This is a genomic window from Superficieibacter sp. BNK-5 (assembly GCF_047456055.1).
GTDB lineage: Bacteria > Pseudomonadota > Gammaproteobacteria > Enterobacterales > Enterobacteriaceae > Superficieibacter.
The window spans coordinates 2,678,411-2,693,101 of record NZ_CP179893.1; the positions used below are offsets into that span (position 1 = coordinate 2,678,411).

Here is a 14,691-nt window from a genome sequence, read left to right on the forward strand (position 1 = left end):
CATGCAGGTACTCAACTCCTTACGCAGCGCTAAACAGCGCCATCCCGATTGCCAGATTGTGAAGCGCAAGGGACGTCTGTACGTCATCTGCAAATCAAATCCGCGCTTTAAAGCGGTGCAGGGACGTAAGAAAAGACGTTAAGCACGCAGGCTTTGCAGCGAGCGTTTCTGTCTGCCGTCGGCAGTAAAATTGTCGGCGGCAAGCCAGGCTCGCAGCGCCCGATCCACGACTGGCCATTCACTGTCGATAATCGAAAACCAGTCGGTATCGCGATTATGCCCCTTAATCACCAGTGCCTGACGAAAACGTCCTTCATACTGAAAACCCAGCCGCTGCGCCGCCCGGCGTGAAGGTTCATTCAGACTGTTGCATTTCCATTCGTAGCGTCGATACCCGAGGGTGTCAAAAGCGTAGCGCATCAACAACCACTGGGCTTCGGTTGACATCGGCGTCTGGCTGAGCCGCGGTGAAAAGTGAACATGTCCCACCTCCACTACGCCATTGTTGGCATCAATCCGCATCAGCGCCAGCGTGCCTGCAGGTAAACCGGTTCGCCGGTCGATAACTGCAAAATGGATCGGATCGCTCAGCTCAGACACGCTCTCAATCCACTGGCGATAAGCCTCTTCACTGGCGTCCGGTTCGCGTAATAGCCAGGTCCAGCTCCGGGTATCGTCGGCGGTGGCATACGCTGAAAACAGGGCGCTGGCGTGACGGCTTTCCAGCGGCTCCAGTCGGCAATAGTGCCCTTCAAGCGTAACGCGCTGTGGATGGGGACGCGGCTGCCAGTCTGGCAGGGCATCTCCTACGGACTGACCAAATTGATTCAGTTCACTCATCATAAACTCCTTCAGTAGCTGGGAAGGTCAGCGTATGCTCAGTGTGGCTCTATAGAAAGTGCCAGATAATCGGTTTTCAGTAGTACCACGCAAGAGAGGGCAGGGTGAATATTCCGGATGAAGCGTTATACAGGCTACTGCGGAAGGCACTGGAAACGCGCGCGACTGATACGCGCCAGCGCGCGCTGTACCATGTGCTGCGGGAAGCTATTCTTGCTGGCAAATTGCAGCCGCGTAGTCGTCTGCCAGGCTCGCGCATACTGGCAGAGGCGCTGACGGTCTCGCGCAATACGATAAACGCCGCGCTGGAACAGCTCGCTATCGAAGGTTACCTCACGCGCAACCGGCAGGGCACTACCGTTTCACCTTTACCTTCTTCGCCAGGTGCCGCCGTGTCGTCTGCTCCGCCCGTCACGCTGGCCGCCCGTTTACAGCATTTGCCTGGCGGCACTCGTCGCGATTCTCCCGCGCTCTGGCTGACCCCCGGTTTGCCTGCGACCAATTATTTCCCGCTCTCCCTCTGGCGTCGCCTGCTGGATAACGTGCTGCGCAGTGAAGGCAGCTTGCTGCTGGGCTATGGCGATCCGGCGGGAGAACCGCGCTTAAGAGTGGCGATTGCCCGCCACCTCGCGCTGTCGCGCGGCATTCATTGCGATGCCAGTCAGATAGTGATCACCGAAGGTTCTCTGGAGGGGATGAGTCTGTGTACCCACATTCTTAGCCAGGCGGGTGATGTGGCGTGGGTAGAAGATCCCGGTTATCCGGGGGCGAAAAGCGTCTTTATGACGGCGGGCCTGCGGGTTATCGGCATACCGATTGATGAAGAAGGTCTGGCGTTAGATAAAACGTCGGCGACACCTTCGCTGATTTTTACCTCGCCGTCGCATCAGTATCCGCTCGGCCAGGTGATGAGCGCATCGCGCCGTCTGGCACTGCTGGAGTATGCGCAGCGGCAGGGCGCGTGGATTATTGAAGATGACTACGACAGCGAGTTTCGTTATAGCGGTGAGCCGATCCCGGCAATGCTGGGGATGCGGGAGAATGCGCCGGTGGTCTATCTGGGCACGTTCAGCAAAACGCTGTTTCCCGCGCTGCGCATTGGTTTTATGGTGATGCCGCCTGCGCTGGCGGAAGCGGTAAAACCGATTGTTGCCGCGTTATTGCGTGGTGGACATCGCGTGGAGCAACTGGCGCTGGCGCACTTTATCGAAGAGGGACATTATGCCCGCCATTTAGCGGCTATGCGCCGCCTGTACCGTAAACGGCAGGGCGCGCTGCGTGAGGCGCTGGTGAGTGAGTTACTACATCCGCATCAGGTTCGTGGCGGAGACGGGGGGCTGCATCTGACGGTGATTATGGACCAGGTGAACGATGTTGCGCTGGCAGAGCAGGCGCGGCGTTATCAGTTAGCGCCGGGCGCGCTCAGCCGTTTATATCTTGACTCCACCGCCGCGCAGTGCGGATTGATCCTCGGCTATGGCAATACGTCGGCTTCACACTACCTTACCGCAGTACGCACGCTTAACCGATTGATTGCGCAGCCTCAGCGCGGGCAAGGGTAAAGATGTCATAAAAAGAGAGGTCGCCTTTGGTAGCAATCATCTTTTGCAACTGCGCTTTATAAGGTGCTTCAACGCGCGGCGATTGCAGAATATTGTTAATCAACTGTTCAGGCGCAAAACGGGTGTTATACCATTCACCGTTAAAACAGACGCGGAAATCCAGGACGTCGATATCTTCATAACGGTAGCGGGGATTGACGTCAAAAAAGAAGAAAGCGTTGAACAGAATAAACAGCACCACCAGTAGCCAGACGGAATCTGCCAGCGTTTCGGAGCGCAGCATCACGACCAGCGTGGCAAACCAGGCGATATACATACCGACAAACAGGCCGGGATGATTGCGAATGAAGCTGATGCTAAAGCGCGGGCGATTGTCGCGCTTTTCGCGGGCATTAAGTTCGTCAATGGTTGTCGTCAGCAGTCGCTGTATTTCTGTCATGTTGGGCCTTTATTCTTCTACAAACGCAGGGAAACATCCCATTTTAAGTTGTAATAAAGCCAACAAAAAGTAACAGATTGGTTGCGAAAAAGCATAACAGTTACACGAGGATGGTTTTAATCACCCGTGCCGGATTGCCGCCGACCACAACATTGTCAGGAACATCTTTGACCACCACCGCGCCGGAGGCAACCACCACGTTATTCCCGATGGTGACGCCCGGATTGATAATCGCGCGTCCGCCGATCCAGACGTTATTGCCAATCGTTACCGGTTTGCCCAGTTCAATGCCGCTATTACGTTCGGCAGGATCCAGCGGATGCGTTGCAGTGTAAATATGCACGCCGGGAGCCAGCATGCAGTTATCACCGATGTGGACAGGACATACGTCCAGTATCACACAATCGAAATTGGCGTAAAAATTAGCGCCGAGATGGATATTGTAACCATAGTCGCAGCGAAAACTCGGCTCGATATACGCGCCCTCACTTTTGCCCAGCAGATCGCCTAACAGCGCTTTACGTACAGCACGCTCATCAGGGTCGGTATGATTATAACGATGGACTAAATGCCTGGCGCGCAGACGTTCTGCCCTGAGCGTTTCATCTTCAGGGCGGTAGCGTTCACCGGCGATCATTTTGCGTTTTTCTTCATTCATACGGCGCTCCTGTTTACTGGAGGCTACCTTAAAGGGTATTCATGCCGCAGGGAACGTTCCCCATCATACAGTGTGATGCGAATCCCATTTTACGCCTGAGATAAATGGAAAAGCGGAGGAATCGTAACGTAATTCATATCCTGAATAGTAAACAAGGTATTAGCGAATAAATTGCCATACGGAAGGCGGGATTTTATCGTAAAGCTTATTCATGGTCAGTTCTGCAAGACGATGATCGGCGGCTGAGTAAAATACAACCAGCTCATTATCTGATAATTCATATTTGTTCTTTTCAATGACACGTTCGAGGGTGTCGATTGTCTGACAGCGCCTCAAACGCATCAAATAATCATTCTTGGTTAATGCCTTGTCAGTCATAGATGTACCTTGTTGATTGTTATCGTATTAGCAGGAGAGTCTGGCCGGATTAGCCTGGCTCACATTAACAAAGCAGTGAAACAGGTTATTACCGGATTTACGCCACTTCTGCAAATCCTGTGTACTAATGCCATAGTTGCTGAACAACATAAAAGTGTCGTCCAGATATTCATCAATCTGCATAACCAGATTATTATCTTCGTTGTACTTAATTTTATAATTAAGCGCGAAGGTAGCAATGTGTTCGATAAGATCATTTAACTGAAGGTTGATCGCCGAGGTGGGATCGTTTACCCAGCCATGGTTGCTCTCATCGAGGTTGGCAATACAGTCATGATACAGGTTTTCACAAAGAAATTTAAGCTGTGCGATATCGTGTCTTTTTGGCGAGTATTCGTCCATAGCGCATCCCCTTATAAATGTTTTAGACAACTGCTGCGAACACTGTGTGGGATGGATACAACTCACTAACCTGAAGCTTACGCTCATTCCTGATGCTCTAACTATAATCTACTCTCAAACAGATTTCACCGCTCTGGAACGAAAAATTACAATTCTGACGTTTTAATACTTTTCTGAACGTCACAGCGTAACAGAAATGATTTTAAACATTCTTGCGCAACCATTGATAGCGTGCTCATAAGGAATACGACCCGTGTTTCTATTATGGTGATGATAGCCGCCAGGAAATTTCTTAATATTATGTGATTATTCCTCTGACTTATTTGTCACACATAAATAATAAGTGTTTTATCGCATGCCGCTCAACACGCATAAAAAAGGCCGCTTGCGCGGCCCTTGATAAGTAGCAGAATTATGGATGCTTAACCGAATGACTGTGCTCAACATCTTCATTCTTGCGGCTAAAGCGGCGGCGGACCACCACGAAGAACACCGGAACAAAGAAGATAGCCAGAATGGTGGCGGTCACCATCCCACCCATGACGCCAGTACCGACGGCGTTTTGCGCACCGGAGCCGGCACCAGTGCTGAGCACCAGCGGCATGACGCCAAGGATAAACGCCAGCGAGGTCATCAGGATAGGACGCAGACGCATACGCACGGCATCCAGCGTTGCTTCTATCAATCCTTTGCCTTCTTTCTCCATCAGGTCTTTGGCGAATTCCACAATCAGTATTGCGTTCTTCGCTGACAAGCCGATGGTGGTCAGCAACCCTACCTGGAAGTAAACGTCGTTGGTCAGTCCACGGAACGTTGCTGCCAGCAGCGCACCGATAACCCCGAGCGGCACCACCAGCATAACGGAGAACGGAATGGACCAACTCTCATACAACGCCGCCAGACAGAGGAAGACCACAATCAGCGAGATAGCGTACAGGGCAGGGGCCTGGTTGCCAGACAACCGTTCCTGATAAGACATCCCCGTCCAGTCGTAGCCGATCCCGGTAGGCAGTTTGCTCGCCAGTTGCTCCATCAGATCCATCGCTTCACCGGTACTCTTGCCGGCTGACGCTTCACCGAGGATTTCCATCGACGGCAGACCGTTGTAACGTTCCAGACGCGGAGAACCATACTCCCAGTGGGTCGTCGAGAAGGCCGAGAACGGCACCATCTGACCATCGCTACCGCGAACGTACCAGTTATCGATATCGCTCGGCAGCATACGGAATTTCGCCTGCGACATTACATACACCTTCTTCACACGACCGCGGTCGATGAAGTCGTTGACGTAGCTGCCGCCCCAGGCTGCGCCCAGCGTGGTGTTGATATCGCTGATAGAGACACCCAGCGCCTGCGCTTTTTCCTGATCGATGTCGATTTTAAACTGCGGCGTATCTTCCAGACCGTTCGGACGCACGCCCGCCAGCATATCAGGATGTTTCGCCACTTCGCCCAGCAGCTGATTACGCGCCTGAGTCAGTTTTTCGTGGCCCAGACCGCCCTGATCGATAAGCTGGAAGTCGAAGCCGGTAGCCGTCCCCAGTTCCACAATCGCTGGCAGGTTAAACGCGAACACCATCGCATCTTTAATCTGCGAGAAGGTGCCCATCGCACGACCGGTGATCGCCCCGACTTTGTTTTCATCACCCGGACGATCGGCCCAGTCTTTCAGTGAAACGAAGGCGATACCGGTGTTCTGCCCACGACCTGCGAAACCAAAACCGTTTACCGCAAACACCGACTGAACGTTGGCTTTCTCTTTATTGAGGTAGTAATCCGTCACCTCATCCAGCACCTTCTGGGTACGTTCCTGCGTCGCACCCGCCGGAAGCTGCGCCATCGTTAGAAACACGCCCTGGTCTTCATCCGGCAGGAAGGAGCTTGGCAGACGAACGAACAGGAAGGCCATGCCCGCTACGATGATGATATAGAGCAGCAGATAACGACCGGTGCTGCGCAGAATGTTACCTACGCTGTCGGTGTAGTGATGTGTGCTCTTATCAAAGATGCGGTTAAACCAGCCAAACAGACCTTTATGCTCACCGTGGCCCCCTTTCTGAATCGGTTTCAGCATGGTGGCGCACAGGGCAGGGGTCAGGATCAACGCCACCAGCACGGAGAGCGCCATTGCCGACACGATAGTAATAGAGAACTGACGATAAATGGCCCCGGTCGAACCGCCGAAGAACGCCATCGGGATAAATACTGCCGACAGGACCATCGCAATACCGACCAGCGCGCCCTGAATCTGTCCCATCGACTTACGCGTGGCCTCTTTGGGCGGTAGTCCCTCTTCGGCCATCACACGCTCGACGTTTTCGACCACCACGATGGCGTCATCCACTAACAGGCCTATCGCCAGCACCATCCCGAACATCGTCAGGGTGTTGATGGAATAGCCAAACGCAGACAGCACCGCAAACGTGCCGAGCAGAACCACCGGCACCGCAATCGTTGGGATCAGCGTGGCGCGGAAGTTTTGCAGGAACAGATACATTACCAGGAAGACCAGGATGATCGCTTCGACCAGCGTTTTCACCACTTCGTGAATGGAGATCTGCACGAACGGCGTGGTGTCATACGGGTAAACGATTTTCAGGCCCGACGGGAAGAACGGCTCCATTTTTTGCAGTTCGGCGCGGATCGCGGTGGCGGTATCCAGCGCGTTTGCACCGGTTGCCAGCTTAATCCCCAGACCCGACGCCGGCTGGCCGTTAAATTTCGCTACCACATCGTAGTTTTCGCCGCCCAGCTCAATTTGCGCTACGTCTTTCAGGCGAACCTGAGACCCATCCGGGTTCACTTTCAGCAGGATTTTGCCGAACTCATCGGTTGAGGTCAGACGAGTCTGCGCAATGATCGAGGCGTTCAACTGCTGGCCTTTCACCGGCGGCGTACCGCCCAACTGCCCGGCCGCGACCTGGGCGTTCTGCGCGTTAATCGCGCTGATCACGTCAACCGGAGTGAGCTGGTAATTATTCAGCTTGTTCGGGTCCATCCAGATACGCATGGCGTACTGCGAACCAAACAGCTGAACGTCACCCACGCCGGAAGTACGGCTGATCACATCTTTCATGTTGGCCGCAACGTAGTCGGAAATATCTTCCTGGGTCATGGTGCCGTTGGTGTTGATAACACCGACAACCATCAGGAAGCTACTTGACGACTTCTCAACGCTCACGCCCTGCTGCTGAACTTCCTGCGGCAGTAACGGCATCGCCAGCTGCAATTTGTTCTGCACCTGAACCTGCGCGATATCCGCGTCGGTTCCGGACTCAAAGGTCAGGGTGATCTGCACCGTACCGGTGGAGTCACTGTTGGAGGACATGTACATCAGGTTGTCGATACCGTTCATGTTCTGTTCGACAACCTGGGTTACGGTATCCTGAACCGTTTTTGCATCTGCGCCAGGATAGGTGGCTGAGATCGAAATGGCTGGTGGGGCAATCGTTGGATATTGCGCCACCGGCAATTTGAGGATCGCAAGCCCCCCTGCCAGCATGATGATGATCGCGATGACCCAGGCAAAAATGGGGCGATCGATAAAAAACTTAGCCATGACTTAACGGCTCCTGTTTAAGTTAAGACTGAGTTTGTTCTGACTGGCCAGCGGCAGGCGCTTGCTCTTTTTTGTCAGAAGTGACTTCCTGGGCTTTAACCTGAGCGCCCGGACGCACTTTTTGCAGTCCTGTCACAATCACGCGGTCGCCGGTCTTCAAACCGTCAGTCACCAGCCATTTATCGCCAATCGCCTGAGAGGTTTTGATCTGGCGGACTTCAACTTTGTCGCCTTCACCAACCACCATGGCAGTAGCTTCCCCGCGCGGGGTGCGGGTCACACCCTGCTGAGGAACCAGCAATGCATTCGGGTTAGTGCCTTCTTCCAGACGCGCGCGGACAAACATGCCCGGCAGTAACGCATTGTCAGGGTTAGGGATCACCGCACGCAGAGTGATAGATCCGGTCGTCTGATCGACCGTCACATCAGAGAATTCCAGCGTACCGCTCTGAGCATAGGTCTTGCCGTCGTTGCCGATGACTTCAACCTTCGCTTTGCCGTTTTCCTGCTTCAGCGTGCCGTTGGCCATTTCCTGACGTAAACGCAGGAAATCATCGCTCGACTGGGTCACATCGACGTAAATGGGGTCCAGTTGCTGAACGGTAGCCAGCGCATTGGTTTGCCCGCTCTGCACCAGCGCACCTTCGGTCACGGACGATTTACCGATCCGACCGCTGATAGGCGAGGTCACTTTGGTATAGGCGAGATTAATACGCGCCGTTTCGACTGCGGCTTTCGCGGCAATAGCGGCGGCGTTCGCCTGCTGGTAATCCGCCTGCGCCGTGTCAAAGTCCTGCTTGCTGATATATTGCGTCCCAATCAGTTTCTGATAACGGCTTACCGTTACCTGGGCAATTTTCGCGGCGGCTTCTGCCTTCGCTAAATCGCCTTTTGCACTTTCATAAGAAGCCTGATAGGTGGCCGGATCAATCTGATAAAGCGAGACACCTGCTTTAACGTCGCTGCCTTCTGTAAAGTTACGTTTCAGGATAATACCGCTGACCTGAGGACGAACTTCCGCAATGCGAAAAGCGCTGGTGCGGCCGGGCAACTCGGTTGTCATTTGTAGAGGTTCAGATTTGAGCGTGACGATACCGACTTCCGGCATCTGCTGTGCTCCTTGTTGTTCCTGTTTGTCGTCACATCCTGTTAGCGCTAAGCTGCCTGAAAGCATCAGAACGACCGCCAGAGGCGTAAACCCTCTGTTTTTGTTCATAAGTAAACCTCAAGTGTCCGATTTCAAATTGATCAATGGCGCTATCGCTCATCAACCCATTGCTGCGTTTCTATTATCGTCGTGCTATGGTACATACATTCATAAATGTATGTAAATCTGACCTCTGTAAATTCACCTGCTTATGGCACGAAAAACCAAACAACAAGCACTTGCAACGCGCCAGCATATTCTGGATGTGGCGATGCGTCTGTTTTCTCAGCAGGGGGTGTCAGCAACCTCGCTGGCTGATATTGCCAAATCAGCCGGGGTGACGCGCGGCGCTATCTACTGGCATTTCAAAAACAAGTCAGAACTTTTCAGTGAAATATGGGAGCTATCAGAGTCCAGCATTGCCGACCTCGAGATTGAGTATCAGGCAAAATTCCCGGACGATCCACTGTCAGTGTTACGAGAAATATTAATTTATGTCCTTGAAGCGACGGTCATGGTAGAGCGGCGGCGCTTGATGATGGAGATTATCTTCCACAAATGTGAGTTTGTGGGGGAGATGGCGGTCGTCCAGCAAGCGCAACGCAGCCTTTGCCTCGAGAGCTACGACCGGATAGAGCAAGCGCTAACCCGCTGTATTGAGTCTAAAATGCTGCCCGAGGATCTGCTTACCCGCCGCGCCGCGATTCTGATGCGCTGTTATATCTCCGGCATTATGGAGAACTGGCTATTTGCGCCGGAGTCTTTTGATCTAAAAAATGAAGCCCGTGATTTCGTGGCTATTTTGTTGGAAATGTATCAGCGCTGCCCCAGCCTGTGTGCGCGCCATTCCTGAAAACCATGATTTTCCCAGGGGATACTACTCTGCTTTCCTGAGCCGTGATATTCTTCGCCCGCAACCATCCCCGGTGGAACCGGTCTACTAATCACTCACGCTAATACTATGCTACGCAACGCAAATTTACGGAAAGCTGTCGGCCTGTTTTTGCTGGCCTGGATGCTTTTTCTCGGCAGTTTTTCACAGGTTCAGGCTCGCGCCCCGGCGACAGGCGATATCAATGACCGTGCTGAACTTCAGTCGCAGTTAACGGCCCTTAATAAGCAAAAAGATCTCTCCGCGCAGGATAAACTCGTTCAACAAGATCTCACGGACACGCTGGATGCCCTTGATAAAATTGAACGGATCAAAGCCGATACGGCCCAGTTTCGCCAGCGGGTTGCGCAAGCGCCTGAAAAAATGCGCCAGGCGACAGAGGGCCTGAACGCCCTCGGTGATAAAGACAGTGATGACGAGACGCGTAAGACCCTGGCGGCACTCTCGTTGCGCCAGCTTGAAGCGAGGGTGGCGCAAACGCTGGATGATTTGCAGACCTCGCAAAACGATCTGGCCAGCTATAACAGTCAGCTGGTATCGCTACAAACGCAGCCGGAGCGCGTGCAGAACGCGATGTTTAACGCGTCGCAGCAGCTTCAGCAAATCCGTAATCGCCTGAATGCGTCCGGCGAAGCGGCGTTGCGTCCCTCCCAGCAAACCCTGTTGACGGCACAGCAGGCGCTGCTTAACGCGCAAATCGATCAGCAACGTAAAAGCCTCGAGGGCAATACGGTTCTTCAGGATACCCTGCAAAAGCAGCGCGATTATGTCACCGCCAACAGTAACCGGCTGGAGCACCAGTTGCAGCTATTGCAGGAAGCGGTCAACAGCAAGCGTTTAAGCCTGACCGAAAAGACTGCGCAGGAGGCCATTTCACCGGATGAAACCGCGCGTATCCAGGCCAATCCGCTGGTGAAACAGGAACTGGAGGTTAATCATCAGCTCAGCGAGCGGTTAATCCAGGCCACGCAAAATGGCAACGATCTGGTTCAACAAAATATTAAAGTGAAGAACTGGCTGGATCGCGCGCTTCAATCTGAACGCAATATTAAAGAGCAGATTGCCGTGCTGAAAGGCAGCCTGCTGTTGTCGCGTATTTTGTATCAGCAGCAGCAAACGTTGCCTTCGGCCGACGAACTGGAGGATATGACCAACCGCATCGCGGATCTGCGCCTCGAACAGTTTGCCGTCAACCAGCAGCGCGATGCGCTTTTCCAGAGCGATGCCTTCGTGGCAAAACTGGAAGAAGGGCACGAAAATGACGTTAATGCGGATGTGCATGACGCCCTGCTGCAGGTCGTGGATATGCGTCGTGAACTGCTGGATCAACTGAATAAACAGCTCGGCAACCATCTGATGATGGCGATTAACCTGCAAATTAATCAGCAGCAGTTAATGAGCGTGTCGAAGAATTTGAAAGGCATCCTCACCCAGCAGATTTTTTGGGTCAACAGTAATAAGCCGATGGACTGGGAATGGCTGAAAGCGTTTCCCAAAGCAGTCCAGGATCAGTTTTCTTCCATGAACATCACCGTCAACTGGGAAAAAGCCTGGCCTGCGGTATTTATCGCTTTTCTGGCGGGGCTGCCTTTATTGCTGATGGCAGGGCTTATTCGCTGGCGTCTGCAATGGCTAAAGGCGCGGCAGGCAAAACTGGCCTCCGAAGTGGGGCAATTGCGTCATGACAGCCAACTGCATACACCAAAAGCGATCCTGATTGACCTGATCCGCGCCTTGCCCGTCTGCCTGATCATCCTCGCGCTGGGGCTGATCCTGCTGACGATGCAGCTCAGTATCAGCGATATTCTGTGGGCGTTCAGCAAGAAACTCGCTATGTTCTGGCTGATCTTCGGACTGTGCTGGAAAGTGCTGGAAAAAGACGGCGTGGCCATTCGCCACTTTACGATGCCTGCCCAGCTCACCGGCCACTGGCGTCGACAAATTGTGCGTATTAGCCTGGCATTATTGCCACTGCATTTCTGGTCGGTGGTTTCCGAACTCTCACCGCTGCACCTGATGGATGACGTGCTGGGGCAACTGGTGATTTTCCTCAATCTGGTGGTGATCATCATTCTGACCTGGCCGGTTTTTGTCGACAGCTGGCGGGATAAAGAGTCGCGCGGTATTCGCCTGGTGACGATTACCGTACTCTCTATTGTGCCTGTCGCGCTGATTGTGCTGACGGTAACGGGATACTTCTACACCACGCTGCGCCTTGCTGGTCGCTGGATTGAAACGGTTTATCTGGTCATTATCTGGAACCTCCTTTATCAGACCGTATTGCGCGGGCTGAGCGTGGCAGCACGGCGTATTGCCTGGCGGCGCGCGCTGGCCCGCCGCCAGCATATTATTAAAGAAGGTGCCGAAGGCGCCGAGCCGCAGGATGCCCCTGCGATGGCGCTGGAACAGGTGAGCCAGCAAACGTTGCGTATCACCATGCTGCTCATGCTCGCGCTGTTTGCGGTGGTGTTCTGGACCATCTGGTCAGATCTCATCACTGTGTTCACCTATCTGGACAGTATCACGCTGTGGCATTACAACGTCAGCGAGGCGGGCGTCAGCGTGATTAAAAACGTCACGATGGGCAGCCTGCTGTTTGCGCTGGTCGCCGCGATGGTCGCCTGGGCGCTAATCCGCAACCTGCCGGGTCTGCTGGAAGTGCTGGTGCTCTCGCGGCTGAATATGCGTCAGGGGGCCTCTTACGCTATCACCACGGTGCTGAACTACGCCATTCTGGTGGTCGGCACGATGACGGTCTTCGGGGCGCTCGGCGTCTCGTGGGACAAACTACAATGGCTGGCGGCGGCGTTGTCGGTCGGTCTCGGCTTTGGCTTACAGGAAATTTTCGGTAACTTTGTCTCGGGTCTGATCATTCTGTTCGAGCGTCCGGTAAGGATTGGCGATACGGTTACTATTGGTACCTTTTCCGGATCGGTCAGTAAAATTCGTATTCGTGCCACCACGATCACCGACTTCGATCGTAAAGAGGTGATCATTCCTAATAAAGCGTTCGTGACGGAGCGGCTCATCAACTGGTCACTCTCCGATACCGTGACCCGCGTGGTTATAAAACTTGGCGTGGCGTATGGTTCGGATCTGGACAAAGTTAAAGAGGTGCTGCTCAAAGCGGCAAAAGATCATCCGAAAGTGATGCACGATCCTGAGCCGTCGGTTTTCTTTACCACATTTGGGGCCAGTACTCTCGATCACGAACTGCGCCTCTACGTCCGTGAACTGCGCGATCGCAGCTACACCGTCGATGAAATCAACCGCTCAATCGACAAACTGTGCCGCGAGAACGATATCAACATCGCCTTTAATCAACTCGAAGTGCACCTGCGCAACGAGAAGGGTGATGAGCATCTGGAAGTGAAGCGTGAGGTGCAGGGCGACGATCCGACGCCGGCGCCGCGTTAAACGTTGACGGCCGATTTACTGGTAATGCCCGGCGGCGCTGAGCGATTAGCGCCATACCACCCAATGCCTGATGGCGCTGCGCTTAACAGGCCTACATATTCGTGCAAATTATTGATATTTTAGAATTTTGTAGATACTGTTATAGCCCGCAAGTTTTTTTTATCTTCCGGTTTCCCGGATTACAGGCATGACAACCACAGCGCCGTCAGGCGCTGTTTTTTCCTTTCACGACCCGGTTAAGCCGCTACCGGTACATGCCTGGACGCGTCGAACGACTCGCCCGATTTCAGCACACCGTATGCCACCTGCGCCAGTTTACGCATCATCGCCCCGATGATGACTTTTCCCCGTTTGCCGTTAGCTGCCAGACGGTCACGGAACGCCCGCCCCCAGGTCGTTTTGCTTACTGCCACCATCGCCGGCATGTACAGCGCCCTGCGAAGCGACACATGGCCCGCCTTACTCATCCGCCCTGCGCCGCGCACGCTGCTCCCTGATTCATGATGGCGGGGCGTCAGTCCCGCGAAGGCCGCGAACTGTCTCGCTCCGCCGAACCGGTTTTCCAGACCGATGTACGCCAGCAGCACCGCTGACGTCTTTTCCCCGATACCCGGGATACTTTCCAGCAGCTTCCTGCGGTGCTTCATATCCGGGTCATCATCCGTCAGGTCCTTTATCTGTTTTTCAAGACGTTTCAGTTCGGCATCAAGCCACAGAAGATGCGCGTCAATACTCGGCATCTGAACGTCCCGCGCTGTCTCCAGCCGGTTAAGCTCCTGGGTGTGCATGTCCGTCAGCGACTGATGGCGCAGCACCAGTGCCCGCAGCGCCCGTTCAACCGGATGAGGCGCCTGCCATGCAGCAGGCCGCTTCTGGCGGCAGAACTCTGCCAGCATCCGGGCGTCGACGGCGTCCGTTTTGCTGCGCAGTCCCTCGCTCTGTGCGAAGGCTTTACCGCGGGCGGGATTGATGACCGATACCGTGAACCCCGCATCGCTGAGATGCGCGGCGGCGTCTTCCATGTACGTACTGGTGGCTTCCATACAGATATGTGCAGGCGCAGCCTGATGGCTGTTCAGCCAGCGGACCAGCTCATCGTGGCCCTTCGGGGTGTTGGCAAACTTTTTACTGCGGTGACGGCCATCGGGCCGCAGCACATCAACATCCAGCTTCGCTTTAGAGACGTCGATACCAATAAAATGCAGTTCCTGTTCCATAGTGAGACCAACCTTGTGAATGCGGATTACCGGGAAAACCGGTCCATGATACTGTCCGGTTTGTCACCTGTGGAGAAGGGCAGTCCGCTGCATAGATCTACAAAACAGGCTTTGAGCCTGAGGCCGGGTCCGGCATGCGGACTGCATGGCAGGGAGAACTGGCCGGCTCTCTCTGCTCAG

Annotated in this window: 12 protein-coding genes; 4 read left to right on the forward strand and 8 right to left on the reverse strand. The window is 54.0% G+C overall.

Going from position 1 to position 14,691, the window contains the following annotated elements; all coding sequences use genetic code 11:
- Position 1: 1 nt before the first annotated feature.
- The gene (gene ykgO / locus ACMGGS_RS12895; RefSeq protein WP_003859006.1) at positions 2–142 is read left to right on the forward strand and encodes a type B 50S ribosomal protein L36; all 141 of its coding nucleotides are present in this window, start codon (positions 2–4) and stop codon (positions 140–142) included.
- On the opposite strand, the gene ACMGGS_RS12900 is transcribed toward ykgO, so the two are convergent.
- Positions 139–840, reverse strand: a complete 702-nt coding sequence (locus tag ACMGGS_RS12900) for a GNAT family N-acetyltransferase (protein ID WP_414166267.1) — start codon at positions 838–840, stop codon at positions 139–141. The genes ykgO and ACMGGS_RS12900 overlap by 4 nt on opposite strands.
- A gap of 104 nt (positions 841–944) precedes the next feature.
- On the opposite strand from ACMGGS_RS12900, the gene ACMGGS_RS12905 reads away from it, so the two are divergent.
- A complete protein-coding gene (locus ACMGGS_RS12905) occupies positions 945–2,402 on the forward strand; it encodes a PLP-dependent aminotransferase family protein (protein WP_414162989.1) in 1,458 nt (485 codons plus the stop codon).
- On the opposite strand, the gene ACMGGS_RS12910 is transcribed toward ACMGGS_RS12905, so the two are convergent.
- The 6 genes from ACMGGS_RS12910 to acrA all read right to left on the reverse strand — a co-directional run bounded on the left by ACMGGS_RS12910 (position 2,362) and on the right by acrA (position 9,054).
- On the reverse strand, positions 2,362–2,841 hold the full coding sequence (locus tag ACMGGS_RS12910; protein WP_414162990.1) for a YlaC family protein: 480 nt from the start codon (positions 2,839–2,841) through the stop codon (positions 2,362–2,364). The two genes, ACMGGS_RS12905 and ACMGGS_RS12910, sit on opposite strands and share 41 nt — an antisense overlap.
- 100 nt (positions 2,842–2,941) lie before the next feature.
- The gene (gene maa / locus ACMGGS_RS12915) at positions 2,942–3,499 is read right to left on the reverse strand and encodes a maltose O-acetyltransferase (protein ID WP_414162991.1); all 558 of its coding nucleotides are present in this window, start codon (positions 3,497–3,499) and stop codon (positions 2,942–2,944) included.
- 159 nt (positions 3,500–3,658) lie between these two features.
- Positions 3,659–3,877, reverse strand: a complete 219-nt coding sequence (locus ACMGGS_RS12920; RefSeq protein WP_414162992.1) for an HHA domain-containing protein — start codon at positions 3,875–3,877, stop codon at positions 3,659–3,661.
- Between the two features lie 27 nt (positions 3,878–3,904).
- Positions 3,905–4,279, reverse strand: coding sequence for an Hha toxicity modulator TomB (gene tomB / locus ACMGGS_RS12925; RefSeq protein WP_176917458.1), 375 nt, complete (start codon positions 4,277–4,279; stop codon positions 3,905–3,907).
- A 412-nt stretch (positions 4,280–4,691) separates the two neighbouring features.
- The gene (gene acrB / locus ACMGGS_RS12930) at positions 4,692–7,838 is read right to left on the reverse strand and encodes a multidrug efflux RND transporter permease subunit AcrB (RefSeq protein ID WP_414162993.1); all 3,147 of its coding nucleotides are present in this window, start codon (positions 7,836–7,838) and stop codon (positions 4,692–4,694) included.
- Positions 7,839–7,860: 22 nt separating this feature from the next.
- Positions 7,861–9,054 carry a multidrug efflux RND transporter periplasmic adaptor subunit AcrA gene (gene acrA / locus ACMGGS_RS12935; RefSeq protein ID WP_414162994.1) on the reverse strand — a complete coding sequence of 398 codons (1,194 nt, stop codon included), beginning with the start codon at positions 9,052–9,054 and terminating at the stop codon, positions 7,861–7,863.
- A 142-nt stretch (positions 9,055–9,196) separates the two neighbouring features.
- On the opposite strand from acrA, the gene acrR reads away from it, so the two are divergent.
- A complete protein-coding gene (gene acrR, locus ACMGGS_RS12940; protein ID WP_414162995.1) occupies positions 9,197–9,838 on the forward strand; it encodes a multidrug efflux transporter transcriptional repressor AcrR in 642 nt (213 codons plus the stop codon).
- Positions 9,839–9,946: 108 nt separating this feature from the next.
- Complete coding sequence (gene mscK / locus ACMGGS_RS12945) at positions 9,947–13,294, forward strand: mechanosensitive channel MscK (protein WP_414162996.1); 3,348 nt, start codon at positions 9,947–9,949, stop codon at positions 13,292–13,294.
- A gap of 236 nt (positions 13,295–13,530) precedes the next feature.
- On the opposite strand, the gene ACMGGS_RS12950 is transcribed toward mscK, so the two are convergent.
- Entirely contained in the window at positions 13,531–14,511 is a 981-nt protein-coding gene (locus tag ACMGGS_RS12950) for an IS110 family transposase (protein WP_414162997.1), read from the reverse strand.
- Positions 14,512–14,691 lie beyond the last annotated feature (180 nt).

Excerpts from the sequence above, each read along its gene's own strand:
- ykgO (WP_003859006.1), top strand. The coding sequence starts at position 2 with ATGCAGGTACTCAACTCCTTACGCAGCGCTAAACAGCGCCATCCCGAT.
- ACMGGS_RS12900 (WP_414166267.1), bottom strand. The coding sequence starts at position 840 with ATGAGTGAACTGAATCAATTTGGTCAGTCCGTAGGAGATGCCCTGCCA.
- ACMGGS_RS12910 (WP_414162990.1), bottom strand. The coding sequence starts at position 2,841 with ATGACAGAAATACAGCGACTGCTGACGACAACCATTGACGAACTTAAT.
- maa (WP_414162991.1), bottom strand. The coding sequence starts at position 3,499 with ATGAATGAAGAAAAACGCAAAATGATCGCCGGTGAACGCTACCGCCCT.
- ACMGGS_RS12920 (WP_414162992.1), bottom strand. The coding sequence starts at position 3,877 with ATGACTGACAAGGCATTAACCAAGAATGATTATTTGATGCGTTTGAGG.
- tomB (WP_176917458.1), bottom strand. The coding sequence starts at position 4,279 with ATGGACGAATACTCGCCAAAAAGACACGATATCGCACAGCTTAAATTT.
- acrB (WP_414162993.1), bottom strand. The coding sequence starts at position 7,838 with ATGGCTAAGTTTTTTATCGATCGCCCCATTTTTGCCTGGGTCATCGCG.
- acrA (WP_414162994.1), bottom strand. The coding sequence starts at position 9,054 with ATGAACAAAAACAGAGGGTTTACGCCTCTGGCGGTCGTTCTGATGCTT.
- acrR (WP_414162995.1), top strand. The coding sequence starts at position 9,197 with ATGGCACGAAAAACCAAACAACAAGCACTTGCAACGCGCCAGCATATT.
- mscK (WP_414162996.1), top strand. The coding sequence starts at position 9,947 with ATGCTACGCAACGCAAATTTACGGAAAGCTGTCGGCCTGTTTTTGCTG.
- ACMGGS_RS12950 (WP_414162997.1), bottom strand. The coding sequence starts at position 14,511 with ATGGAACAGGAACTGCATTTTATTGGTATCGACGTCTCTAAAGCGAAG.